The 23,304-nt window shown below is 72.2% G+C and carries 23 protein-coding genes and 1 pseudogene; 14 read left to right on the plus strand and 10 right to left on the minus strand.

The features are described from left to right. Positions 1–21 precede the first annotated feature (21 nt). From JXZ78_RS31055 to JXZ78_RS31065, 3 genes are all read right to left on the minus strand, one after another. The gene (locus tag JXZ78_RS31055; RefSeq protein WP_238783482.1) at positions 22–879 is read right to left on the minus strand and encodes a 4'-phosphopantetheinyl transferase family protein; all 858 of its coding nucleotides are present in this window, start codon (positions 877–879) and stop codon (positions 22–24) included. Positions 880–926: 47 nt separating this feature from the next. Continuing rightward, on the minus strand, positions 927–2,687 hold the full coding sequence (locus tag JXZ78_RS31060; protein WP_030019040.1) for an acyl-CoA dehydrogenase family protein: 1,761 nt from the start codon (positions 2,685–2,687) through the stop codon (positions 927–929). A 90-nt stretch (positions 2,688–2,777) separates the two neighbouring features. After that, entirely contained in the window at positions 2,778–2,996 is a 219-nt protein-coding gene (locus tag JXZ78_RS31065) for a hypothetical protein (protein ID WP_030019041.1), read from the minus strand. A 217-nt stretch (positions 2,997–3,213) separates the two neighbouring features. On the opposite strand from JXZ78_RS31065, the gene JXZ78_RS31070 reads away from it, so the two are divergent. The 4 genes from JXZ78_RS31070 (at position 3,214) to JXZ78_RS31085 (ending at position 7,319) form a co-directional block, all read left to right on the plus strand. After that, positions 3,214–3,888, plus strand: a complete 675-nt coding sequence (locus tag JXZ78_RS31070) for an antibiotic biosynthesis monooxygenase family protein (RefSeq protein ID WP_030019042.1) — start codon at positions 3,214–3,216, stop codon at positions 3,886–3,888. A gap of 75 nt (positions 3,889–3,963) precedes the next feature. Further along, positions 3,964–4,179 (plus strand): acyl-CoA carboxylase subunit epsilon, encoded by a 216-nt coding sequence (locus tag JXZ78_RS31075; RefSeq protein ID WP_030019043.1) that lies wholly within the window; start codon positions 3,964–3,966, stop codon positions 4,177–4,179. Positions 4,180–4,303: 124 nt separating this feature from the next. Further along, positions 4,304–6,043: a fatty acyl-AMP ligase gene (locus JXZ78_RS31080; RefSeq protein ID WP_030019044.1), complete on the plus strand. Its 1,740-nt coding sequence runs from the start codon at positions 4,304–4,306 to the stop codon at positions 6,041–6,043. Positions 6,044–6,077: 34 nt separating this feature from the next. Continuing rightward, positions 6,078–7,319, plus strand: coding sequence for an acyltransferase domain-containing protein (locus JXZ78_RS31085; protein ID WP_030019045.1), 1,242 nt, complete (start codon positions 6,078–6,080; stop codon positions 7,317–7,319). Between the two features lie 25 nt (positions 7,320–7,344). On the opposite strand, the gene JXZ78_RS31090 is transcribed toward JXZ78_RS31085, so the two are convergent. Beyond that, a complete protein-coding gene (locus JXZ78_RS31090) occupies positions 7,345–7,959 on the minus strand; it encodes a response regulator transcription factor (RefSeq protein ID WP_030019046.1) in 615 nt (204 codons plus the stop codon). Positions 7,960–8,007: 48 nt separating this feature from the next. After that, positions 8,008–8,928: a sensor histidine kinase gene (locus JXZ78_RS31095; protein WP_167745398.1), complete on the minus strand. Its 921-nt coding sequence runs from the start codon at positions 8,926–8,928 to the stop codon at positions 8,008–8,010. Positions 8,929–9,665: 737 nt separating this feature from the next. On the opposite strand from JXZ78_RS31095, the gene JXZ78_RS31100 reads away from it, so the two are divergent. Together JXZ78_RS31100 and JXZ78_RS31105 are read left to right on the plus strand one after the other, a co-directional pair. After that, positions 9,666–10,460: an AfsR/SARP family transcriptional regulator gene (locus tag JXZ78_RS31100; protein WP_030019048.1), complete on the plus strand. Its 795-nt coding sequence runs from the start codon at positions 9,666–9,668 to the stop codon at positions 10,458–10,460. A 130-nt stretch (positions 10,461–10,590) separates the two neighbouring features. After that, positions 10,591–12,180, plus strand: a complete 1,590-nt coding sequence (locus JXZ78_RS31105) for an acyl-CoA carboxylase subunit beta (RefSeq protein ID WP_030019049.1) — start codon at positions 10,591–10,593, stop codon at positions 12,178–12,180. A gap of 100 nt (positions 12,181–12,280) precedes the next feature. Here JXZ78_RS31105 and JXZ78_RS31110 read toward each other — a convergent pair whose 3' ends face one another. Further along, a complete protein-coding gene (locus tag JXZ78_RS31110) occupies positions 12,281–13,327 on the minus strand; it encodes a methyltransferase (RefSeq protein WP_030019050.1) in 1,047 nt (348 codons plus the stop codon). Between the two features lie 75 nt (positions 13,328–13,402). Beyond that, positions 13,403–14,413, minus strand: a complete 1,011-nt coding sequence (locus JXZ78_RS31115; protein WP_030019051.1) for a methyltransferase — start codon at positions 14,411–14,413, stop codon at positions 13,403–13,405. Positions 14,414–14,610: 197 nt separating this feature from the next. Here JXZ78_RS31115 and JXZ78_RS40875 point away from each other — a divergent pair, with 197 nt between their 5' ends. Further along, a complete protein-coding gene (locus JXZ78_RS40875; RefSeq protein WP_030019052.1) occupies positions 14,611–15,810 on the plus strand; it encodes a cytochrome P450 in 1,200 nt (399 codons plus the stop codon). Positions 15,811–15,817: 7 nt separating this feature from the next. Continuing rightward, positions 15,818–16,060, plus strand: a complete 243-nt coding sequence (locus JXZ78_RS31125) for a ferredoxin (protein ID WP_050502258.1) — start codon at positions 15,818–15,820, stop codon at positions 16,058–16,060. Positions 16,061–16,260: 200 nt separating this feature from the next. Here the strand turns inward: JXZ78_RS31125 and JXZ78_RS31130 are convergent, their stop codons facing one another. Then, positions 16,261–16,770, minus strand: coding sequence for a MarR family winged helix-turn-helix transcriptional regulator (locus JXZ78_RS31130; RefSeq protein WP_238783483.1), 510 nt, complete (start codon positions 16,768–16,770; stop codon positions 16,261–16,263). Between the two features lie 141 nt (positions 16,771–16,911). Between JXZ78_RS31130 and JXZ78_RS31135 the strand changes: the two genes are divergently transcribed. The 3 genes from JXZ78_RS31135 to JXZ78_RS31145 all read left to right on the plus strand — a co-directional run bounded on the left by JXZ78_RS31135 (position 16,912) and on the right by JXZ78_RS31145 (position 20,045). Beyond that, positions 16,912–17,508, plus strand: a complete 597-nt coding sequence (locus tag JXZ78_RS31135; protein WP_030019055.1) for a hypothetical protein — start codon at positions 16,912–16,914, stop codon at positions 17,506–17,508. 157 nt (positions 17,509–17,665) lie between these two features. Continuing rightward, a complete protein-coding gene (locus JXZ78_RS31140; RefSeq protein WP_030019056.1) occupies positions 17,666–18,430 on the plus strand; it encodes an SDR family NAD(P)-dependent oxidoreductase in 765 nt (254 codons plus the stop codon). Positions 18,431–18,665: 235 nt separating this feature from the next. Then, entirely contained in the window at positions 18,666–20,045 is a 1,380-nt protein-coding gene (locus JXZ78_RS31145; RefSeq protein WP_030019057.1) for an FAD-dependent oxidoreductase, read from the plus strand. 205 nt (positions 20,046–20,250) lie between these two features. On the opposite strand, the pseudogene JXZ78_RS31150 reads toward JXZ78_RS31145, so the two are convergent. After that, positions 20,251–20,532, minus strand: a pseudogene (locus tag JXZ78_RS31150) (CorA family divalent cation transporter); the annotation flags it as partial. Between the two features lie 133 nt (positions 20,533–20,665). Between JXZ78_RS31150 and JXZ78_RS40445 the strand changes: the two are divergent. The 3 genes from JXZ78_RS40445 to JXZ78_RS31165 all read left to right on the plus strand — a co-directional run bounded on the left by JXZ78_RS40445 (position 20,666) and on the right by JXZ78_RS31165 (position 22,412). After that, entirely contained in the window at positions 20,666–20,941 is a 276-nt protein-coding gene (locus JXZ78_RS40445; protein ID WP_078624094.1) for a serine hydrolase domain-containing protein, read from the plus strand. Positions 20,942–21,043: 102 nt separating this feature from the next. Then, a complete protein-coding gene (locus tag JXZ78_RS31160; RefSeq protein ID WP_157851506.1) occupies positions 21,044–21,949 on the plus strand; it encodes an alpha/beta fold hydrolase in 906 nt (301 codons plus the stop codon). A 220-nt stretch (positions 21,950–22,169) separates the two neighbouring features. Beyond that, the gene (locus JXZ78_RS31165; RefSeq protein ID WP_157851507.1) at positions 22,170–22,412 is read left to right on the plus strand and encodes a hypothetical protein; all 243 of its coding nucleotides are present in this window, start codon (positions 22,170–22,172) and stop codon (positions 22,410–22,412) included. A gap of 618 nt (positions 22,413–23,030) precedes the next feature. Here JXZ78_RS31165 and JXZ78_RS31170 read toward each other — a convergent pair. Then, positions 23,031–23,198, minus strand: coding sequence for a hypothetical protein (locus tag JXZ78_RS31170; protein ID WP_157851508.1), 168 nt, complete (start codon positions 23,196–23,198; stop codon positions 23,031–23,033). Positions 23,199–23,304: the final 106 nt, after the last annotated feature.

Below are 23,304 nucleotides of genomic sequence, written 5' to 3' on the forward strand. Positions count from 1 at the left end.
CCGCATCTGCTGGAACGGCGCTCAACAAGCGGTGGAACCGCGGTCGGGAAGCGGCAGCGGCCCGGTCGACGCGGCGTCGAAGGGCGACCGCCCGCCGGGCCCCGGCCGGCCGCCGAACCCGGGGTCGTGCACGGCCGCGCTCACCGTGAACCGGCCGGCCACCCGCCAACTGCCGAAGTCCCACTCCCCGCCGACGCCGGGCGAGCCGTCCGGCCGCAGCAGCCGGATCCGTCCGCCCCGGGCACCGAACCCGAACTCGGTGAACCGGAAGCGCAGCCCCTGGCCGATCGCCTTGCTGTAGGCCTCCTTCAGCGTCCACAGCCGCACCAGTTCGCCGTTGCGCCGGTCCTCCGCGACGCGGCGCAGCGCCTCCAGTTCGTACGGGGTGCACATCTGGCGCTCGGTGCCCAGGCCGAGCATCCGGCGGTCGGCGTGTTCCACGTCCACCCCGATGCGGCTGTGCCGGGTCAGCCCCACCACGAGGAGTTCCTCGGTGTGGCTCAGGCTCACGTCGAGCTGGTCGATGCCGCGCAGGTACGGGCGTCCGCCGGGTTTGTACGCCAGGTCCAGCTCCTCGGGGGCGGCGTCGAGGACCGCGCCGGCCGCCGTCTTCAGCAGCAGTCTGGACGCCACGAACCGCCGCCGGACCTGGGGCCTGGTCAGGTGGCGGAGCCGCGCGTGGTCCTGGCCGAGCGCCGCCGCGAGCCGGGGGTCGCCGAGGTCGGCGGGGAGCCAGTCGGCGACGGCCCCGTAGACCACCGAGGCGCCGGTGGAGCGGAGTTCCCGGCGCACCGGCTGCCAGGAGGCGTCGGTGACGGGGAGCGGCCCGGTCACGGGGCGTACGGGGCGCGGCGGAGGGGTACGGGGCGGGTGGGGCATCGCCGTCTCCTCGTCATCGGCCGGGCGGGGGCAACGTCCGAGCGGGGTCATCGTCCGAGCGGGGTCGCGTACAGGTCGAAGCTGCGGGCGTCGTCGAAACGGTTCAGCAATGCGGTGAGCAGCGGTTCCGCGGCCGACGCGGGAGGCCGGGGCGCCGCCGGGTCGAGCCTGCGCAGGACCCGCGCCAGCGCCATGACCGCCCAGGCCGGCCCGGTCGGCAGGCCGTCGTCCGGGCCGGTGCGGTACCGCCACACCCCCAGGCAGGCGGCGCCCGCGACGATCAGCGCGTACCGGTCCACCAGCCCGTACACCCGGGCCCGCGCGGGGCCGCCGGACCGGCCGAGCAGGGCGCAGTCGCGCCGGAGCCGCTCCAGCTCACGGCCGAGCGCGGTGGCGTACCCGGCGAGCGCCCGGTCCAGCTCGCCGCCGCCCGCCGCGCGGGCCAGCTCGACGGTCTCCTCCAGACCGCCCACCAGGGAGTCGCCTTCCGCGGGCAGGACGAACTCCCGCGGTCGCAGCGCGGGCAGCCCCGGCTCATGGCACTGGAACAGCGCCGCGCCGGCCGCCCCTTCGGGTGGCGGCCGCAGTCCGGGCAGCCGCAGCAGCCGGTCCGCGACGGCCGCCCGGCTCGCCTCGCTGCCCGCGGGGCCGAGACCGATCATCGGCAGGTCCCGCAGCGCCTTCTGGAAGACCGCGTACGCGCCCTGCCGCGCGTACGACTCCGCCCCGAGCACCGCCGACAGGTCATAAGCCGTCTCGGTCAGGAACATGGGCAGGAGGTACTTCACCACCGCGCTGAGGGTGGCGCTCTCGCGCGGCAGCAGATGCGCCGCCCGGGTGGCCACCAGCGCGAGCGCGTCACACAGCAGCAGGTCGCTGAACGCGTCCTGGAGCGTCCGACGGGTGCGGGGCGCGCGCACCGACGCCCGGCTGCGTGCGCGAGCGAAGGCGACCGCCGTGCGCAGTGTGGTGTCGGCGCACCCCAGCGCCATAGAGGGGCCGGTGCTGCGGATGGCGGGGAAGGCACGGGCGGCCAGTTCCGCCCCGGTACCGGTGCCGAGCTGCCGGTCCGCCGTCACGGGGTACCGGGTGAACTCCAGGCCGTGCACGAGGCAGCCGCGGACGCCGGTGGTGGACCGCCGGGGCAGCAGCCGGAATCCGGGCGCGTCCGCCTGCGGCGCGTCGATCAGGAAGGCGCGGTGACCGTCCCCGCCGGGCTCGTCCACGCGCGCGAACAGCAGCAGGGACGCCGCGCGGGCAGCGTTGTTGAGTGCTTCCTTGCGGCCGTCGAGCAGGTACCCGGCACCGTCCGGGGAAGCGGTGAAACCGTTGTGCAGGAAGGCGTTGCCCTCGGCCGGCTGCGGATAGGCGCAGGCCATCCGGCCGCCGGCAAGTAGCAGGTCCGCGGTGCGGTGGCGCTGCCGCGCCGAGCCCCCGGCCCACACGGCCGCCGCGGCCAGGTACGGACCCGTCCCGCAGGCCAGCCCCAGCGCGGCGTCCCGCCGGAACACCGCCCGCAGCACCCGCGCCAGCACATCGAGCCGCCCCAGCCGGCCGCCCAGTTCCTCCGGCACGATCTCGGCCTGCAACCGGAAACCGTCCAGCAGCGCCTCGGCCGCCGGCAGCAGCCGCCGTCCGGCGTCCGCCCGTACGAACTGCGCGGCACCCAGCGGGTTGCCCGGGTCGTCCAGGTCCCCGAAGCCGCGCTCCAGCCGGGCGACGCGCTCCCGCACGGCGGCCTCGGCGGACGGGGCGGCCCCGGCCCCCGCCGCCGGGCCCGGCCCGGCGGCGCTCGTGGCCACGGTCATCGTCTGCGCCTTCCCCTCGCTGTCTCGCTGTCCGCCGCTTCCGTCTCGCGGCTGCCGCCCCCACGCGGTGCCCGTGGCCTCGCGCCGCGGTCAAGGGCCGCTCAAGTCGGCCGTGCTGGACTTGCCGGCGCGCACCGGCCGTGCCGGGTCCTCGCGCCCGTACGGCCAGGTGGCGCCGTAGCACTCCTGGGGCGGTACGCCCGGCAGCCACAGCCAGCCGTACATGACGAGGGCGCGGGCCACCGGACGCAGCAGGCTGCGCAGCACGCCGGCCGGTCGCGGTCCGGCGGAACGGTCGGTACGTGGCATGGTGTCGGTCCCTTCGGCTACGGCTCGGGCGCGGCAGCCTGGCAAGCGGTGCTCGACCGGACCTCGAAGAACCCTCGCGGCGGGGCCCGGCGGCACCCGCGCGTGAGCTGCCGTGCCACCGGAGCCGTCCGGCCCCGCACCTGCCCGTTCCGGATGCCGGAGGCGAGCCCTCCGGTTCTTGGTGATCACCGGATTTCCGAGAGGGAGATGCGCAGTGATGTGGAACGTCCCAGGCGGGGAGGGACGCGAGCCGTCTCCCGCCGTCTCAGGCGGGGAGCGGGGCCGGCAGGTCGCCTCCGTCGTGCGGTTCGTACTCGGCGACGAGCGCGGCGCGCAGGAGTTCGAGGACGAACTCGCCCGCCAGGTACGGGCCTGGAACCTCGCGAAGGGCCTGGCGAACCAAGTGGTCCTGCAATCCCTGGACCGCCCGGGCGGCTACGTCCACCTGGCCTTCTGGCAGTCGTCCGAGCACCTTTTCGGCGCGGTCCACTCGGACGCGGTCTGCGCACGGCTGGACCGGCTCGGTGAGCTGGCGGCCGTCGAACCCGGGCAGGCGGTCGCGGTCGGGCTCCTGGGCGACGGCCCCGCCGTGGCCGGAGCCGCACACGCGCTGCTGGTACGGGTGACGCTGTCCGGCCCGGCGGCCGCCTTCGAGGCGCAATTCGGCGCTCTGGCAGGCCAGTTCCTGAACGACCCCGGGTGCGGAGGCTGCCTGCTGCTGCGGTACACCGTCGAACCGCGTGCCTACCTCGGCCTCATCTGGTGGGACAGCGCCGCGTCGTGCGAAGCCGCCACGCGTGGTGACCGCTTCCTCGAAGGCGAGCGGCACCTGCGCCACCTGGCGTCCGGACTCGCCTTCGAGCGGGTGCGGACCGTCGGCGGACGGAGCTGACCCCGATGGACCGGCTCAAGCGTTCCGCAGGCGGAGTTCCACCGGCGTTCGAGCTGACCGGCACAGACTGGCGCCATGCCGGATCACGCCCTCTTCACCGTGCTCCGCGGTCACCCCGACGACGCCGAACTCGCCGCCCTGACCGCCGTGCTGACGACGTTGCTGAGCGCCGCGGCGCCGCTCTCCCCGGCGGCGCCCGGCCGCCCGGGGACCCCCGGTGCCCCGCGCCGCGCCTCCTGGGGCAGCACGCCCTCCCGGCGCCGCTCCGCGGTGTCCTGGTCCGCGCCATGATCCGTCGTCGTGCCACCACCGGCCGGCACGGACCGCTGTGCGCCGCGGCCCGGGCGTGCGCGCCGCCGGACCGCCGGCCCGCGTTCGAGGACAGCACCGAGGCATCACTCGCGAGGGGGACGCATTGACCGCACATCGCACCTTCACCGACGTCATGCTGGCCCGGTCCGAGACGGACCCGGACCGGGAAGCCCTGCTCCTGCTGCCGGACGGCGCGCAGTGGCCGCAGCCGGAGACGGTCACCTACCGGAGCCTGGACACCTCGGCGCGCCGGCTCGCCGGCTGGCTGCAGAGCCACGGTGCCGCGGGCGAACGGGTGCTGCTCCTGCACCGCTCCCGCCACCGGTTCGCCGTCAGTTTCCTGGCGTGCCTGTACGCGGGCGCCGTCGCCGTACCGGCCCCGCCGGGCGGCGGACGGGCCCACCACATGGAGCGCATCGCCGGGATCGTCCGCGACACCGCGCCGTGCGTGGCGCTCACCGACGCCGCGCTCGCCCCCGAGATGTCGCGGATGCTGGCGGAGTGCGGACACGGCGGCACGCTCTGTCTGCCCGCCGACGTGGTGCCCGCCGCCGACCCCTGGCGGCCCCCGGCGCTGGCCCCCGACACGGTCGCCTACCTCCAGTACACCTCGGGCTCCACCGGCCGCCCGCGCGGGGTGGTCGTCACCCACGCCAACCTGCTGGCCAACCAGCGGGCGATGCACGAGGCACTGGAGACCGAACCGGGCACCAGGCTGGGCGGCTGGCTCCCGCTCCACCACGACCTGGGCCTGGTCGGCCAGTTGCTGCACCCGCTGTGGCTGGGCAGCACCTCGGTGATGCTGCCCGCCGAGACGTTCGTCCGCCACCCGGTGCGCTGGCTGCAGGCCGTCGACCGGTACGGGATCACCGTCAGCGGCGCCCCCGACTTCGCGTACGGGCTGTGCGTGAGCCGGGTCACCGACGAGCAGGCGGCCGGACTCGACCTGAGCCGCTGGCGGACCGCCGTCTCCGGCGGCGAGCCCGTACGGCCCGCGACGCTGCGGGACTTCACCGAGCGCTTCGCTCCCGCCGGATTCCGCCCCGAGGCCTTCTCGGCGTGCTACGGGCTGGCCGAGGCCACCCTGCTGGTCTCCGGCGGCCGGGACGAGAAGCCGGATGACGGGTGCGCGGTGGACGCCGAAGCCCTGGAGCGCAACCTGTGGCGCGCCCCCGTACCGGGCCGGCCGACGCGCCGCCTGGCGTCCTGCGGGACCGCCGCAGGCTGCGACGTCCGCATCGTCGCCCCGGACACCCGGGCCGTACTGCCGGAAGGCCGGATCGGCGAGATCTGGGTGCGCGGCGGGGGCGTGGCGCGCGGCTACTGGCGCGACCCCGGCCAGACCACCCGCACCTTCCAGGCCGTCACGGCGGACGGCGAGGGCGGCTACCTGCGCACCGGGGACCTCGGCGCGCTGCGTGACGGCCGGCTCTTCGTCACCGGGCGGCTCAAGGACGTCATCGTCGTGGCCGGACGCAACCTCTACCCGCAGGACGTCGAGCGCACGGTGCAGCGCGTCAGCGCGCTGTTCGGGCCCGGTACGGCGTTCGGCGTACCGGGGGAGCGGGAGCGGGTCGTGGTCGTCCAGGAACTGCGCACCCGCACCGGCTTCGACGTGAACCTCGAATCCCTCGCCACCCAGGTCGAGCGCTGCCTCACCGAGGAGTTCGACGTCCGGGTCGGCGGGGTGCTGCTGGTCCGCCCGGGCACGGTGCGCCGCACCACCAGCGGCAAGGTGGAGCGCTCGGCGATGCGCGACCTGTTCCTGCGCGGCCGGATCCGCCCGCTGCACCAGCGGCTCGACGGCGACCTCAGCACCGGATCCGCCGCCCTGGCCGGGTGAGACCCGCGGGGGGCGGGAAGCGAAGGGGGATTACGTGGAGGCACCACCACGCGGCGGACCGTACGAGCCGGACCCGCTGCACTGGCTCATCCGGCGCATCTCCGGCTACGCGTCCCGGGAGATCGGCCCCCAGACGCTCCTCGCGGAGTGCGGACTGGACTCGGTGGCGATGCTGGGCCTGTTCGGCGAGATCGAGGAGGGCTTCGGCCCGCTGCTCGACCCCGAGGACTTCTGGGTGTACCCCTCCGTGGGCGCCCTGGCGCACCAGCTCACCGCGCGCCGGGTCCGCCGGGACGCGGGCCGCCGGATCCGCCCGGCGTTCGTGCTCGGCGGCCCGGGCGGTCCGCACCCCGCCGTGGCGGCCGGCCTCCTGCGCGGATCCGCCGCGTACCGCGCCTGCCTGGACCAGGCGGACGAGGCGCTGCGGCCGCACGTCGGCTGTTCGGTCGCCGCCCTGATCCGGGACGGCGGTCCGGGCCCGCACCGTGCCGCGCTGTCGCCACCGGTGGCGTTCGCCGTCGGCTACGCCCTGGCCCGGACCCTGCTGGACGCCGGGGTGCGGCCGGTCGCGGTGGTCGGCCACGGAGTGGGGGAGCTGGCGGCGGCCGTGATCGCCGGGGCCCTGCCGCTGGCCGAGGCGGCGGCGCTGGCCGCGCTGTCCGGCAGGTGTGCCCAGCGGCTGCCGGGCGGGGGCGGCATGCTGGCCGTCTGCGCGGACCCGGACGAGGCCCTGGCGGCCGCCGCGGAGCCCGGGGTGCACGTCGGGGTGGTCAACGCGGCCCGGGCCACCGTGCTCTCCGGCCGGCTCGACGCCCTGGCCCGGGCGCGCGACGCCCTCTCGGCGGAGGGCGTCGCCAGCAGGCTGCTGCCCACCGGGCACGCCTACCATTCGCCGCTGATGGCACCGGCGGTCCCGCGGCTGCGCGCACGGGCGGCCGGGATCGTCTCGGAGCGGCCCCGGACGGGCTACTACTCGACGGTGTACGGCTGCCGGTGGGCGGAGCCGCTGGGTGCCGACTACTGGGCCGCTCAGCTCACCTCGCCCGTACGGTTCGCCGAGGCCGTACGGCGGATGCTGTGCCGGGAGGCGCCGACCCACGTGGTGGAGATCGCGCCGAAGGCCGTCCTCACCCCGTACGTGCGCCGGATCGGCGGGGCGGCGGGGCCGAGCTGCTTCCCGGTGTGCGACGGGCCGGGGAGCGGTGTGGCGGACCTGGCGGGAGTGCTCTCCGCGCTGGACGTCCGGCCGCTCGCCGAGGGAGCGGCCAGGTGGTGACCGCCCGCCCCCGGCACTGCCGCGGTCACGGTATCCAGCCCGCCTCCTCGGCGGCGCGGATGGCGTCGATCCGGTTGCGGGCGTTGAGCTTCGTGACGATCGCGGTGAGGTAGTTGCTGACGGTCCCCCTGGTCAGGAAGAGGGAACGTGCGATGTCGGCCGCGTCGGCGCCGCGGGCCGCGAGCCGGAGCACCTCGGTCTCCCGTGGCGACAGCGGTGAGTCCCGCGCCTCCCAGGCGGACAGTGCCAGTTGGGGGTCGACGACCCGCTCGCCCGCCGCCACCGACCGGACGGACCTGGCGAGGTCGCTGGGGGGAGCGTCCTTCAGCAGGAATCCGGCGACGTGCGCGCTGAGCGCCCGGCGGACCGTGCCGGGGCGGCCGAGACTGGTGAGGATGAGCGCCCGGCAGCTCGGCAGCCGCCGGTGCAGCTCCGCCGCGGCGGTGATGCCGTCGGCGCCCGGCAGGTCGATGTCGATGACGGCCACGTCGGGGCGGGTGCGCAGCGCGGTCTCCACGATGGTGTCGCCGCGGTCCAGAGAGGCGACCACTTCGAGGTCCGGTTCCAGCTCCAGCAGGGCGACGAGAGCCCCCCTGATCATGTGCACGTCCTCGGCAAGCAGGATCCTCACCGACAGCATGGATGTCCCCCGATCGAACATGCGGTTCTTCCGGCCGTGCGGTGAAGATTATCTGTGCTCCGGGCATAACGCGCCGGGCCGGACCGGACTATGTGCTTCCAGGTGGAAACGCCCGTCGCGGCGTATCCCCGAGGTGACGCGGCCCCCGATGGCGGCGAGCCGGGTGCCCAGGTTGTTCAGGCCGCTGCCGTCGGAGCCGGCGGGCCGGTCCTTGCCCACCACCCCGTCGTTGACGAGCGTGAGCCAGACGGTGTCGTCCTTGCGGACCGCCGTGATGCTGCACGACTGGGCCTTGCTGTGCCGGAGGATGTTGGTGACCCCCTCGCGCAGGGTGGTCGCCAGGGCCGTGTCCACGGCCGGGTGGAGCCGGCCGCAGGAGAGGTCCAGGGTGACCCGGATGTCCGCCGCGGCCAGTACCGTCGCGGCCGACTCGGCCTCGTCCGCCAGGGACATCTCGCGGTAACTCCGCGCCACCAGCCGGGCGTCCGCGAGGGCCTGCCGGGACACCTCCAGGACGGTGGTGACCTCCTCCTGGGCGCGGGCCGGACTGGTCGCCACCAGACGGTGGATGAGCTCGCACTTGAGCGTGATCGCGGACAGGCTGTAGCCCAGCAGGTCGTGCACGTCCCGGGAGAAGCGCATACGTTCCTGCGCGACGGCCATGCGGGCCAGCGCCGTACGCGCCGAGTGGACCTCGTACACGAGGTCGGTCAGCCGGGTCAGCCCGTACAGCACGAGTCCGGTGAGCAGTGTGGTGAGCGGGGTGTACAGCTCGGCGACGGCCGGCAGCCCGAGGGCGAACGCGTAGCCGTCGACCACCGCGGTCACCAGGGCGAACAGGAACCAGGACAGCGGCGCGGGCAGCATGAGCAGCAGCGAGGCGCCGAGAATGCCGCTCATACCGGCCCACGTGATGCCCAGACACAGGAACGGGAGGAAAGTCAGGACGGACTGGGCGGTGAGGGTCAAGGTTTTCAGCGGCAACGGCCAGCGGCGGGCTCGTGGCGTACTGTGCAGCAATTGCAAGAAGAAGAGTACGAATGCCGAACCGCAACACATTAGCAGAAGGTTTAGGGGCGGATCATCCCGGAGAACATCGAGGATAGGGACGGCTGTATAGCCGCACAGCACAATGACGGTGATGATTCTGGCCACGTGGAGGGCCGGGATCTCACCCCCGGGGGTGGCGCGGAACGGCTGGTCGTCCACCCCCTGTCCTAACGAGGCACGGTATCTGCTTCCGCTGGTCCCCGTATTGAGTGGGCCGGCTCCGGCGGCCTTTCGTCGAAAAGGGTCAACCATGCGGTGCCTCCTCGTGAGATGGCGCGGCGGGACGCGAAGTCCCGCGCACACGTTACCCGGATGATGGGAACTTGGCCGAAAGAATGGGCAGTAATGGCGCTTTGGTTGTGCAAAGTCGGACAGCCGGATAAGGGGCGGGGATCTCAGTGGCCATCCGTAAGCCGTCGTCCGTTCACCGGAGCGTGGCCGTACCCCGCTCCGTAGGCGCGGTACGTCCGGCGGGCCCGGCCCGCAGCGGCGGGCGCCGGCCGCCGTCATCGGCGGAGTGTGAAAATCTCATGTCCGGGTTCGTGCCTCGGTCACTGGGCGCCCGGTGACCTTGGTGCCACTCTGATCGACAGGCGCCGGGTGTCACACCCCGGGGCCCGGACCGTGCGAGGTGAACCTGGAGGGGAGAGCGCGCAATGGACATCACGTTACTGGGCCCGCTGACCGCACACGAGGACGGCGTCCCGGTGGTACCCAGCGCGGCCAAGCCCCGGCAGATCCTGGCCATGCTGGCGTTGCAGGCCGACCATGTCGTCACGGTACCGGCCCTGATGGCGGAGATCTGGGGCGAGCGCATACCGCGCAGCGCCTCCACCACGTTGCAGACGTACATCCTCCAGCTCCGCCGCAAGATCGGCGCCGCGCTCGCCGGAAACCCCGCCGTCGACGCCAAGGACGTGCTCGTCACCCGGTTCGGCGGCTATCTGCTGCGGGTGCGTCCCGGGCGGATCGACGTCCAGGAGTTCGAGCAACTGGTGGCCGCCGGACGGGCGGCCCTCCACGCCGCGGACCACCGCACCGCCTCCCGGCAGCTCTCCCGGGCCCTTGCCCTGTGGCAGGGGCCCGCGCTGGTCGACGTGCGGGCCGGCAGCATCCTGGAACTGGAAGCGCTGCGCCTGGAGGAGAGCCGGATGGCCGCCCTGGAGTGCCGTATCGGCGCGGACCTGCACCTCGGACGCCACGCCGAACTCGTCCCCGAGTTGCTGGTGCTGACGGCCCGTCACCCCATGCACGAGCGGTTCTGCGCCCAGCTCATGCTGGCCCTGCACCGTTCGAGCGGTTCGTGGCGTGCCCTGGAGGCGTACCAACGGCTGCGCGGCACCCTGGTCACGGAGCTGGGCCTGGAGCCCTCCCCGTTCCTCCAGCAACTCCACCAGGCGGTGCTCTCCGGCGGCACGGTGCCGGACCTGGCGGCCGCGGGCGCGGACTGAGGGCCCGTGCCACTTCCCCGGCCGGGCGCACACCGCCTGGCCGGGGCACGGCACAGGCGTCGACCGGCGGGCGAGGAACCTTCCAGCCCGTCTTCAGCACCCTTTGAGGCACCGCTCCTACGGTCACGCAATGACGACCTTCGACGAACTCCTCGCCGCCGCGCCCCGGCCCGACCTGCGCCGGTCCACCGAGGAACTGCGCCGCCTGAAGACGGAGGTGCGCCGGGGGCCCGACCCCGGCGCCACCGAGCGCCAGCACGCCAAGGGCAAACTCACCGTGCGGGAGCGGCTGGACCTGCTCTTCGACCCGGAGTCGTTCACGGAGACCGAGCCGTTGCGGCGGCACCGCAGCACCGGCTTCGGCATGGCGGACCGCAGGCCGCACGGGGACGGCGTGGTGACCGGCTGGGGCCGGGTGCACGGCCGGACCGTCTTCGCCTACGCGCACGACTTCCGCGTCTTCGGGGGCGCGCTGGGCGAGGCGCACGCCGCGAAGATCCACAAGATCATGGACCTCGCGCTGTCCGCCGGGGCCCCGCTGGTCGGCCTCAACGACGGGGCCGGGGCCCGTATCCAGGAAGGCGTCACCGCCCTGGCCGGCTACGGGGGCATCTTCCGGCGCAACGCCCGAGCCTCCGGCGTCATACCGCAGATCAGTGTGGTGCTCGGCCCGTGCGCGGGCGGCGCGGCCTACAGCCCCGCGCTGACCGACTTCGTGTTCATGGTCCGCGGCACGTCCCAGATGTTCCTCACCGGGCCGGACGTGGTCAAGGCGGTGACCGGTGAGGAGATCAGCCAGGACGGGCTGGGCGGCGCCGGGGTGCACGCGGGCGTCTCCGGGGTCGCCGGCTTCGCCTACGACGACGAGGCCGACTGCATCGAGGACGTCCGCTTCCTGCTGTCGCTGCTGCCCGCCAACAATCGCGAACTGCCGCCGGAGGTCCCGGTCACCGACCCGCCCGAGCGCCGCACCGATGCGCTGACCGCCCTCGTCCCGGCCGACCCGGCCCGGTCCTACGACATGCGCGAGGTCGTCGAGGAGATCGTCGACGACGGCGAGTTCTTCGAGGTGCACGAGGGCTGGGCACGCAACGTGGTCTGCGCGCTCGCGAAGCTGGGCGGCCGGACCGTGGGCTTCGTCGCCAACCAGCCCGCCGTGCTGGCGGGGGTGCTGGACATCGAAGCGTCCGAGAAGGCGGCCCGCTTCGTCTCCACCTGCGACGCGTTCAACATCCCCCTGGTGACCCTGGTGGACGTCCCCGGCTTCCTGCCCGGCCTCGACCAGGAGCACGGCGGTGTCATCCGGCACGGCGCGAAGCTGCTGTACGCGTACTGCAACGCGACCGTCCCGCGGGTCTCCGTCGTCCTGCGCAAGGCGTACGGCGGCGCGTACATCGTGATGGACTCCCGTTCCATCGGCGCCGACCTGTCCTTCGCCTGGCCGACGAACGAGATCGCGGTGATGGGCGCGGAGGGCGCGGCGAACGTCATCTTCCGCCGCGAGATCGCGGCCGCCGCCGACCCGGACGCGACCCGGGCCCGCCTGGTCGGGGAGTACCGGGCGGAACTGATGCACCCCTACTACGCGGCGGAGCGGGGCCTCGTCGACGACGTCATCGACCCCGGCGAGACCCGCCGGGTGCTGGTGGAGGCGCTGGCCGCGCTGCGCGGGAAGCACGCCGACCTCCCGGAGCGCAAGCACGGCAACGTGCCGCTGTGAGGCGGCCGCGGCCCGGGGGCCGGGGCCGCCCGCGGTACCCGGCCGGGGGCCCGGGGGAGGGCCCCCGGGCCGCCCGCCGGTCCGCCTCCGCGGCCGTACGTCAGACCGGCACGGCCTCCAGCGCGTAGTAGAGGAACGGGCACTTCAGCGGTGTGAGCCCGGCCAGCTTCAGCCCGGCGCTCGCGAAGAGCTCCTCGAACTCCCTGCGGGTGCGCTCGCGCCCGGTGGTGACCGCCATCATCTCGATGTCCATCAGCGCGGCGCCCAGCGCGTCGCCCGGGTCCTCGTCGTGCCGGCCCTCGGCGAGCACCGAGGAGAAGACGATGATCCGGCCGCCCGGCGCCAGGCCCTCCCGGCAGTTGCCGAGGATGCGGCGGCAGGAGGCGTCGTCCCAGTCGTGCAGGATGTTCTTGAGCAGGTACGCGTCCGCCCCGGCGGGCACCGAGTCGAAGAACGACCCGGAGACGACCTCGCAACGGTCCTCCAGCGCCGCTTCCTTGAGCACGCGGGGCGCGTCGAGGACCCCGTCGGGTGTGTCGAAGACGGTGCCGCGCACCTCCGGGTTGGCGCGCAGGACACCGGCGAGGTGGGTGCCGTTCCCGCCGCCGACGTCCGTCACCCGGCGGAAGCGTGTGAAGTCGACCCCCTCGACGATGGCGGGCACCTGCACCGCGCTGCCGGCGGCCATCGCGGCGTGGAAGACCTCCGCGTGCTCGGGCGCCTGGACCATGTGCTCGAAGAGGCCGTGCCCGTGGACCAGGTCGAAGGCGGGCCTGCCGGTCCGTACGCACTGTTCGAGCGCGCCCCACGCCTGCCAGACCTCGGGCGCGCCGTGCATGGCGTCCAGCGGGCCGCCGTGCAGCGGCGAGTCGCTGCGGTACATGCCGCCGAGCGGGGTCAGCGCGAAGCGGCCCTGCCCGTCCTGGGACAGCAGCCCGGCCGGGACGGCGGCGCGCAGCAGCCGGTGCAGGAAGTCGGGGTCGGCGCCCGTGTGCGCGGTCAGTTCGGCGGCGCTCTTCGCGGAGTCGCCGAGCGCGTCGGGGATGCCGAGCCGGGAGACGGCCCCGCCGATCTGGAAGAGGGCGAAACCGAACATGACGGGCAGGTAATCGGCCGAGGTCGGCTGGTCCGAGAGGGAACGGCTCATACGTACGTCTCCTTGAGGTGTCGGTGCGGTGGTCCGGGGCGCCGGAAGGAGGGCGCGGGGGAGGTGCGGTCCGGGTCAGGGTCTGCGGCAGACGGCGAGCGTGTCGAAGTCGGCGAGCGGCCGGTGCTCCGGTGCGGCGAAGCCCGCGGCGCGGGCCTGCTCGGTCAGTTCGGCGAGGGTGTACTCCCCGCCGCCCTCCGTCAGCAGCAGCATGTTGAGCGAGGCGACCAGGTTCTCGGTGTCGTCCGGCCGCTCGCCGAGCATCCGGTCGTAGACCACCAGCGCGCCGCCCGGGCGGATCGCCTCGTACGCAGCCTCCAGCAGTTGCTGCCGCTGGGCCGCGTCCCAGTCGTGCAGGACATGGCCGTAGATCAGCACGTCCGCCGGGGGCAGCGGGTCACGGAAGAAGTCGCCGCCGTGGAAGACGGCCCGCCCCGTGAGGCCGGTCTCGGCCAGGTACGCGTCGAAGAACGGCTCCAGTTGCGGCAGGTCGAACAGGTGCCCCCGCAGGTCCGGGCGGGCGGTCAGCACCTGGCCGAGCAGATGCCCGCGGCAGCCGCCCACGTCGAGCACCGAACCGAACTCCACGCCGTCCAGCGCGGCGAGCACCGGCTTCCCCAGCCCGGCGGTGACACCGTCCATCATGCGGACGAAGTTGCCGGTGGCGACCGGGTCCCGCAGCATGCCCAGGTAGTCGCCCTCGGCCTGCGGCCGGCCCGTGCGCAGCGCTTCCGCGAGCCTGCCGTAGACGGGGTAGAGGTTGAGGTCGGCGCCGTGCAGGAAGCCGCCGACCGCTTCCGGGCGGCCGGTGACGAGATGGCGGGCGGCGGCGTCGGAATTGCGGTAGCGCCCGTCGGCGTCCCGCCGCAGCAGGCCCAGGGCGGCGAGCAACGCGAGGAAGTCGGCCAGGCCCCGCCCGTGCAGACCGAGCCGTACGCGCAGCTCGCCGACCGTGGCCGGCCCGTCGTCCAGGACGGTGAACAGATCCAGCCGTACGGCGGTGAGCAGCGCCTTCGCGTCGCAGAACCGATTGCCGAGACGCAGGATGCCCGCCGCCGTACCGAGGTCCGAAGCACTGCCCGTCATGACCGGTACTCCCTTTCGCCGCCCTGTCCCTGGACCTGTCCGCAACGGAATCTCGCACCGCCGGATGGAGAACCGCTCGATCCGCGGTCGTCCCGTGCCGGACCCCGGCCGGCCCGGCTCCACCGGACGTCGAGCCCGGCACCAGTGCGCTTTCCAAGACTGCGCACGACAGCCCCCGCAGCCGAGAGAGGTGTCAGGTGAGCTCCAAGTGCCCGGTCAGCTACCCCTTCCCGTGGGCCCCCGCGCCTGATGTCCCGGCGGACTGGCGCTCCGTGCGGGAGGGCCCGCTGCTGGATATCACGCTGCCCAGCGGTGACCCCGCGGTCCTGGTCACCCGTTACAAGGACGTCCGCAGGCTGTACGCCGACGAACGGCTCAGCCGCAACTGGGCCCGCCACCCGGTCTCCCGGATCTCCGCCAGCAACGACCTCTTCGCCGATCCCGAGATCGACAACGACCCGCCGCGCTACCTCGTCGAGCGCGGCATCGTCATGCGCGCCTTCAGCCACCGCCGGCTGGAGGCGCTGCGCCCCGTGGTCCGGCAGATCACCGGTGACCTGCTGGACGCCATGGAGGCGGACGGGAGCAACGAGGCCGAACTCATGGAGGCGTTCGCCTTCCCGCTGCCCATCCTCGTCATCTGCCACATGCTGGGCGTGCCGCCGCAGGACCGGGACAAGTTCCGCACCCTGATCGACGGTTACCTGTCCGTGAGCAAACTGTCGGACGAGGAGGTCGAGCGCTGCCGCGTGCAGTACTGGGACTACCTCTCCGAGCTGATCGCCGCCAAGCGGGCCGACCCCGGTGACGACCTGATCAGCGACCTGATCAAGGTCAACGCCGAGGACCCGGACAAGCTCACCGACCACCAGCTCCAGCACTGGGTCAAGACCCTGCTCATCGCCGGATACGTCACCACGGCCTCCCAGATCGGCACCGGCATGGCCGTCCTGCTGCACCGGCCCGCGGCCGCCGCCGAGCTGAAGGCCGACCTCTCGCTCGTCCCCTCGGCCGTCGAGGAGCTGCTGCGCTACCAGATCATGGGCACCTCGCTCGGCTCGCTGCGCTACGCCCTGGAGGACATCACCCTCCAGGACGGCACGGTGGTCCCCAAGGGGAGCACCGTCCTGCTCTCCGTCGAGAGCAACATGGACGAGGAGGTCTTCACCGACCCCACCACCCTCGACATCCGGCGCGAGGACAACCACCACCTGACCTTCGGCGCGGGCATCCACTTCTGCGCCGGCGCGGCCCTGGCCCGTATGGAGCTCCAGGAGGCCACCGCGGGCCTGCTGCGCCGCTTCCCGAGCCTGGCCCTCGCGGTGCCGGGGGAGGACCTGGTCCGGCCCGTGGGCGGGTTCCTCGCCGGGTACGCCGCGATCCCCGTGAAGTGGTGAGGCCGTCATGCCCGGCACCGGCACACCGGACGGCCCCGAGACCCGTCTGACCGTCGTCGCGGACAACGAGACCTGTGTGACCAGCAATCTGTGCGTCAACCGGCTCCCGGAGGTGTTCGGCCAGGACGAGGACGGCTGTGTCGTCGTCCTCGATCCGCACCCGTCCGCCGAGCTGGCCCGCGAACTCCTCCGCGCCAGGAGGAGCTGCCCGACGCGTTCCATCCGGGTGGAGGGCCTGGAAGAGGACTGATCCGCGACGCACGGCCGGCCCCGGCTCCGCTCGCGCCGACACCACCCCCGCGGGGGCGGCGACGGTACGGACGGAGCCGGGGCCGGCGTATGTGCGCGGGGCGTCCGTACGGGCTGGAGCTCCCGTACGGGGTACGGGGTACGGGGCGCGGGGCCGGGCGTGCCGTCCGCCACCGGCAGCCCGTGCCGCGCGCTGGTGGCTCAGTCCCCCTCGGCCAGGCGCGCCGCATGGTCCCGTTGCTGGCGGGTGGCGAAGCGGAGGAAGGCGACCATCTCGCTCAGGGTGTCCGGGCCGAGCCCGCGCAGGTACTCCGCTCCTTCGCGCGCGATGGGCGTGAAGATCTCGGCGACCATCGCGTAGCCCTTCTCGGTGGGCGTCACGATGACCCGGCGGCGGTCGGCCGTGTCCCGGGTGCGGGTTGCGTAGCCGGAGCGTTCGAGCCGGTCGATGGCGGTGGTGACGCCGCCGGTGGTCAGGCCGGCGGCGGTGGCGAGTTCGCTGGGGCTCATGGGGGTGGGCCCGAAGAGCAGGTCGAGGCAGCGCAGGTCGGTGCGGTTGAGCCCGAGCCGGTCGGCGACCTGCTGGTCGAGGGTGTCGGCCGAACGCTGGAACTCCTGCATGACCAGGCCGAACTCCTCTATGAGCCGTTCCCGCCCGTCGTCGGCAAGGGCCCGCTCGGGCTGTTGCTCCGGAACCTTCTCCACTGTCACGTCCGATCCTCTCCCCGGGTCTCTTGACATTCTAGCGATCCGCTCCATAGAGTTCTAAGTGGCTAGGAAATCTAGCTACTAGAACTCCGACTTACACGATTTTTGCCCAGACGGACGTCTGGTGCGGTGAAAGGAGCTCCGATGGACACCACCCCCGCCGGCCGGCTCGTCTTCGTCCCTCAGGTCCAGCACCTCATGCTGGATGTCGCCGACGTCTCGGCCGGTGCCACCCCGCAGCTGTGCAGCACCGAGTTCGGCGGCCGGGACTCGCTGGTCGAGGACGACGGCAAGGGCACGATCACGATCCGCCGGCGCGGCCCCGTCCACCCCTTCGACCTGGCCCGGCGCACGGCACACGTCACCCTGAGTCCGCTCGTCGCCTGGCACATCGAGGTCCAGGGCCCGGCCGCGCACATCGAGGCCGACCTGACCGGTCTGCCGCTGCTCTCGCTGACCGTCACCGGCGGGCTCACCCAGGCACGCTTCGTGCTGCCGCACACCGAACGCACCGTGGCCGTGCACTTCGGCAGCGGTGTCCGCAAGACGACGATCGTGCGCCCGCCCTCGGTGCGCGCCACCCTGCGGGGCGACACCGGCTTCACCGGCCTCTCGCTGGACGGCGAATGGGTCGGCACCCGCACCGAGGCCGACTGGCGCAGCGCGGAGCCGGTCGCGTCGACGCCCGGCTGCTACGACATCACGCTCGACTCCGGCGCCAACCGGCTCACCATCGCCTGAACCGGCGGTCCCGGAGCACGGGCCGCACCCGGCCCGCCCGGCCCCGTACACCCGCGACCCCCGCTCCCGTTCGAGCCACGGTCGAGAGCCCGTGACAACGATCGACCGGCGGGAACCCCCGCACCGCCCATCCCCACGAGCACCGCGAGGAGCCGTCATGGATCTGAAGCTGCAGGGCAAGCGGGCCGTCGTCACGGGTGCCGGACGCGGCATCGGCCTGGCCGTCGCCCGGGCGCTCACCGCCGAAGGAGCGCACGTGATGGGAGGCACGCGCAGCGAGAGCGCCGCCCTGCGCGACGTCACCCCGCACACCATGGAGGTGGACCTCGCCACCCCGGACGGACCGGCCCGCCTGGTCGGCCACGCCGTCGACACCTTCGGCGGCCTGGACATCCTGGTCAACAACGTCGGCGGCCGCACCACACCCGCCACCGGTTTCCTGGACCTGGCCGACGAGGACTGGCGGGCCAGCTTCGACCTCAACCTCCTGAGCACCGTACGGGCCGTGCGGACGGCCCTGCCCGCCCTGCTGGAGAGCCGGGGCGCCATCGTCAACATCGGCTCGGTCAACGCACAGCTGCCGCTGCCGTTCCTCACCGAGTACGGCGCGATGAAGGCCGCCCTGGCCAACCTGGCCAAGGCGCTCTCCGAGGAGTTCGGCCCGCGGGGCGTACGCGTGAACACCGTCTCGCCGGGACCGGTCCTCACCGACGCGTGGACCAACCCGCACCGCCTGGAACGTCCGGACCCCGGCACCGAGGAGCGGCTGGCCGCGGTCCCCGGCCGGATGCGCCTGACCACGGGGGCCTTCATCGACCCGGAGGAGGTCGCCGCGATGGTCGTCCTCCTGGCCTCCCGGCGCCTCCCGGGCGCCACCGGCGGCGACTGGCTCATCGACGCCGGGATGCTCAAGTCCCTCTAAAAACACAGGGTTACGGACGTGACCGGCCGTCCATCGGGCATGCGTTGCGCGGGGGACTCCAGAGGCCAGGCCGCCGCAACCGATCCGTACTCCGCCCGCACCGCACAGCACCCGACAGCACCGCACCCGCCAGGGAGAACCGCCCCGTACCCCGTCCCGTACCACCCGCAGTACCGCAGAGATCAGTAACGCACACGCAATACACCCGCAAGACACCTGAGGGGAACAACCCGACATGACCGACTCACCGTTCCACGTCCTCATCATCGGTGGCGGCACCGGTGGCATGGCCCTGGCACACGGCCTCAAGCGGGCCGGAATCAGCTTCGCGGTCTACGAGCGCGAGGAGACCCGCAGCTCCGGCCTGCACGGTTACCGCGTGGGCATCAACCCCGACGGCAGCCGGGCGCTGAAGTACCTGCTGCCGCCCCAGCTGTTCGACACCTTCCTCGCCACCTGCGCCCGGGCGCCGAAGTACTTCAGCTTCCTCAAGGAGGACCTCACCCCCAGCGTCACCCTGGACATCGTCGAGAGCGACGACCCCGTCAACAACGAGCGGTCCGTGAGCCGGATGACCCTCCGGCAGGTGCTGCTGACCGGCATCGAGGACCAGGTCCACTTCGGCAAGACCTTCACGCACTACGAGAAGGAGTCCGACGGCCGCGTCACCGCGTACTTCGACGACGGCACCAACGCCACCGGCGACCTGCTCGTCGCCGCCGACGGCGCCAACTCCCGCGTGCGCAAGCAGTACCTGCCGCACTCCCGGGTGCAGGACGCCAACATCATCTCCATCACCGCCAAGGTCCCGCTCACCCCGGAGACCAGGGCGCTGCTGCCCTACAAGGTCCACCAGGGCATCGGCCTGGTCGTCGCCCCCAAGGGATACAGCTGCATCCTGCACACGATGGAGTTCGGCTGGGACCAGGAGGGCCGGGTCAAGTCCGGCATCGGCGGCAACGACGCGGCGCTCATCGACCAGTGGCCCGGGCTGCTCTTCGACAACACCCGCGACTACATCAACTGGGGCTTCTGGGCCTCCACCGACAAGTTCCCGCAGGGCGTCCTGAAGAAGTCGCCGGAGGAGCTCATCAAGCTCGTCCTGGACATGACGCCCGACTGGAGCCCCAACCTGCGCAAGCTCTTCAGCATGGGCGACCCGCAGACCACCTTCCCGATCAACATCCGCACCTCGGTGCCGATCCCGCGGTGGAGCGCCGGCAACGTCACCCTCATCGGCGACGCCATCCACACCATGACCCCCGGTCAGGGTGTCGGCGCCAACACCTCCCTGCGGGACGCGGCCCGGCTGTGCAAGCTGCTGATCGAGTACGTCCGCGGTGACATCCCGCTCCTGAAGGCCGTCGACACCTACGAGGCCAAGATGGTCCAGTACGGCTTCGAGGCGGTCAAGGAGTCCCTGAAGCAGACCGGCGGCGACCAGCCCATCCACAAGCCGGTCATCGGCCGGGCCACCCTCGCCTCCATGCGCGGCTACTTCTGGGTCGCCCGCCACGTCCCGGCCGTCCAGCGCAAGATGGCGGAGGACCTCTACCTGGACCGCGGCGGCAACCGCGAGGACTACGGCGAGCTGGTGCCGCCGAACGGCAACTGACCCACTCCGTGGCCACGCCGCCGCCCATCGGAACGGCGTACCACGACAGTCCCCGCGACGGGCGGGCGCGATGACCACTGCGCCCGCCCGTCGCGCGATCCGGCCCGCATGGACCGGACACTCCTGAAGACAGCGTAAACAGCGGGGCCGCGCCGCGTCCGGCCTTGTCAGGCCGCCCTTTTGGACCGGTGGTCCCCATGGTGGGTCACAGCCAGTCCCGCCGTTTGAAGATGACGTACAAACCGGTGCACACGAACGCCATGAGGACGATGGCGAATGGGTAGCCGAACACCCAGTGCAATTCTGGCATGTGGTCGAAGTTCATGCCGTAGATGGTGCCGACCAGCGTCGGGGCGAAGAGGATGGCTGCCCAGGAGGAAATTTTCTTGAAGTCGTCTACCGGACTGGCCTGACCTGCGTCTATGCAGCTTTCCGTGTCTTTGACCTGCGGAGATCGGTCTTTCAGTGCCTTTCGGTGTTGCGCCGCTTTACGTAGCCGATCCTCCCCAGCCGCTCCCCAGCAGTCTCCGTACTCCCCAGATTCTCCCCAGAGGGCGCTGGCCGTGAGGGGGGGGCGGACGGCGGACGGCCAACCCTTCTGGTAGTTCCTGGCGAGTACGCTGAGTGACGTAGCTCAGAATCGTGAGGGTGAGACTACTCGCAGATTCTTCGTCTGTTGGTGGTGCAAAGCTCATGGTGGTGCTCGTCGGCCCGTCGGCGGGCTGACCCTGGGCGTGGTGCGCGGCGGTCGTCTTGAGCATGTCTGCGTGCACGGGCTCGCTGATCTGGAGACGCGCGAGCCGGTCGGCGAGGACACGGTCTTCCGTATCGCGTCGATCAGCAAGACCTTCACCGCGATCGCGGTGATGCAGCTGTGGGAACGGGGCAGTGGGTAACTTTTCGACTTCGACGTCTCCTTGCGCCCCAGGCTGACCCGCACGCCGAGCCTCGGCTTTCGGAAATGCCTTGCCGCTGCATCTGCCTTGAACGGAGAGCGTGTGAACGCAACGAAAAATTTCTTAGAGCCAGCGAAACGGACGATCTACGTCCAGGGCACTCCCCTGGCCTACAGCGAGGCCGGTGACGGACCCGCCGTGCTGCTGCTGCATGGCCTTGGTGGAACCTGCGCGGACTGGAGCGGTGTACTGGCCCGCCTGGCTGGCCGCCACCGGACGGTAGCCGTGGACCTGCCCGGATACGGATCCAGCGGCCCCATCCCCGACAGCAGCCCCGCAGGCATCGCCCACTTCATGTGGAGTGTCGCAGACACCCTCGGGCTCCAGCAGCCCGCCCTGATGGGCCACTCCGAAGGCGGCGGCGTAGCAGTTGAGATGGCCTTCGCCCAGCCCTCCCGGGTACGTCGCCTGGTCCTGGTCTGCTCTTCCGGAATGGGTCGGGCCATTCACCCTGCCTTCGTCGTGGTGGCGACTACCCCGGTGGGCAACTTCATCCCCTACCTCGCCAAGCTTCCCGGAGGCCCGGAAATTCTGGTCTTGTTACTGGCCTTTGGCAACTCCCCGCGTCCCTGGCGGATTCCCCTGAGCTGGGCAATGAAAACGCGTCAGAGCGCCTCCTCAACCGGAGTCTTGGCCGCAGCTTTGAGCACCGTACGCCAGTCCGTCAGCGTGCGCGGCCAGGAGTGCCTCGTACTGGATCGGCTGGCCGAACTGCACATGCCGGCCTTGGTGGTGTGGGGCAGGCAGGACGTCATGGTGCCCGCCTGCCAGGCCCGGCGGGCCGCCGCCCTTCTACGCCACGGCCAGCTTGCTCTGATCCCTTTGGCAGGTCACTTGTTACCGATAGAAGCCCCTGACGATCTTCTGGCTGTCGCAGCCCCCTTCCTGGCAGCGGATCCGCTTCAGGACACCGACAGCAGCGCCACGCACCGCGGCGCCACACAATAGGCCAAGGCCGAGGCCCCCGGCATGAACTATGTTCCGTGCCTCGCAGGATGCGGACGAGGGCCTCGGGGGTACGGGCACTGGCGGTGGCGTGCCAGAGGCGCTCGCCGACGGGGGAGTCGTAGGCAGCCTCTGACTGCGTCTGACGTGCGGGAGTCAGGGCCTGTGAGGCGGCTTGTTCGGCGTCGGTGGCGGGGGCGGGGCCGGGGCGTATGGCGGCGCCGTGCAGGCGCTCGAAGTCGGTGATGGCTTCGGGCGGGCCGGTGTAGAGCGTGGCGATTTGCCGCAGGTGGTCTTCGCCGTGCGGGTGGACGCCGCGGCCGTCGCGGTAGGTGCTGGCGGCGACGATGGTCCAGCCGTCGTGGGCGTGCAGGTGAATGGTCAGGCGCCCGGCCGTGATGTCGTCGTGGATGTGCTGGGCCTGGTTGGAGACGTCACGGATTTCGTCGCGGTCCAGCCAGTGTAGGGGGTGGCCGGCCCAGTCCCACTCGGTGTCGATGTCTTCTTGGAGCGTGGGGGTGATCTCGACGGTGAGGCCCGCCGTCCGCAGGGCCTGGGCGGCCTGCTGGGCGTAGTGGGGTTCTTCGTGGTCGATGCGGGCCAGGACCAGGCTCTGCTCGGCGGTGGGATGAAAGCCGTGGACGCTCAGCTGAGCCTGGGCCGTGGTGGGGGTGTGTTAACTGCACTAGTGCTTCCATTCCTGGGGCGAGACGATCAACCGGGCTCGTGGCGTCGGCCGTCGTCTTGATCGACCGCCGGGTCGGCCCGGCTGCCAAGCTCTCCAGGGGTTATGCGGTGTTCGAGGTCCTGAGAGGAGCCGCCGCGGCGGAGGCCGCGGCGCCCCTGCGGAGCAGACCAGCCTGCGCCTCCGTCGACGGGTACCTCACGAACTCGGACTCCACCTCGACGAGCGCGGACAGCGAGTTCGGGTGCGAAGGGTGCTGGGCCGGGACTGCTGTGCGGCATTCGCCGACGGTATGGCGGTGCGGCTGACGGAAATGAGCACGGTGCAGGCCAGGAATGTGAGCAGCGCGATGCACATGATGTTTCCTTTTCCACCGTGTCTCATGGATGCGCAGGCTGGTCAGGGGCTGGCGAGGGTGTCGAGGAAGGCTTTGAGGCCGGCGAAGAATTTGCCGGTGGCGTGGATGATGCCCAGGACGGTGCGGGCGGTCTGGACGGGTGCGATGGCGATGCAGAACAGCAGGATAATCAGCACGAACCAGAACAGCAGTCCGCGGGGCATACGCACGCTGCCGCCTCCTTTGTCCGTTCCCTGGCCTGCCTTCTGTTCTCGGATCGCAGCGGCCGTCGCTGCTGTCCGGGTGCCCGGTATGGCGGGCACCGCTGCGCTTAGG

This window comes from Streptomyces monomycini, from assembly GCF_022271435.1.
Taxonomy (GTDB): domain Bacteria; phylum Actinomycetota; class Actinomycetes; order Streptomycetales; family Streptomycetaceae; genus Streptomyces; species Streptomyces monomycini.

What these genes read in the sequence shown, in the direction of transcription:
- JXZ78_RS31145 (WP_030019057.1), top strand. Translation starts at nt 18,666, where the DNA reads ATGACCGACTCACCGTTCCACGTCCTCATCATCGGTGGCGGCACCGGT.
- JXZ78_RS31055 (WP_238783482.1), bottom strand. Translation starts at nt 879, where the DNA reads ATGCCCCACCCGCCCCGTACCCCTCCGCCGCGCCCCGTACGCCCCGTG.
- JXZ78_RS31060 (WP_030019040.1), bottom strand. Translation starts at nt 2,687, where the DNA reads ATGACCGTGGCCACGAGCGCCGCCGGGCCGGGCCCGGCGGCGGGGGCC.
- JXZ78_RS31070 (WP_030019042.1), top strand. Translation starts at nt 3,214, where the DNA reads ATGTGGAACGTCCCAGGCGGGGAGGGACGCGAGCCGTCTCCCGCCGTC.
- JXZ78_RS31065 (WP_030019041.1), bottom strand. Translation starts at nt 2,996, where the DNA reads ATGCCACGTACCGACCGTTCCGCCGGACCGCGACCGGCCGGCGTGCTG.
- JXZ78_RS31110 (WP_030019050.1), bottom strand. Translation starts at nt 13,327, where the DNA reads ATGAGCCGTTCCCTCTCGGACCAGCCGACCTCGGCCGATTACCTGCCC.
- JXZ78_RS31105 (WP_030019049.1), top strand. Translation starts at nt 10,591, where the DNA reads ATGACGACCTTCGACGAACTCCTCGCCGCCGCGCCCCGGCCCGACCTG.
- JXZ78_RS31135 (WP_030019055.1), top strand. Translation starts at nt 16,912, where the DNA reads ATGGACACCACCCCCGCCGGCCGGCTCGTCTTCGTCCCTCAGGTCCAG.
- JXZ78_RS31125 (WP_050502258.1), top strand. Translation starts at nt 15,818, where the DNA reads ATGCCCGGCACCGGCACACCGGACGGCCCCGAGACCCGTCTGACCGTC.
- JXZ78_RS31075 (WP_030019043.1), top strand. Translation starts at nt 3,964, where the DNA reads ATGCCGGATCACGCCCTCTTCACCGTGCTCCGCGGTCACCCCGACGAC.
- JXZ78_RS31100 (WP_030019048.1), top strand. Translation starts at nt 9,666, where the DNA reads ATGGACATCACGTTACTGGGCCCGCTGACCGCACACGAGGACGGCGTC.
- JXZ78_RS31140 (WP_030019056.1), top strand. Translation starts at nt 17,666, where the DNA reads ATGGATCTGAAGCTGCAGGGCAAGCGGGCCGTCGTCACGGGTGCCGGA.
- JXZ78_RS31090 (WP_030019046.1), bottom strand. Translation starts at nt 7,959, where the DNA reads ATGCTGTCGGTGAGGATCCTGCTTGCCGAGGACGTGCACATGATCAGG.
- JXZ78_RS31115 (WP_030019051.1), bottom strand. Translation starts at nt 14,413, where the DNA reads ATGACGGGCAGTGCTTCGGACCTCGGTACGGCGGCGGGCATCCTGCGT.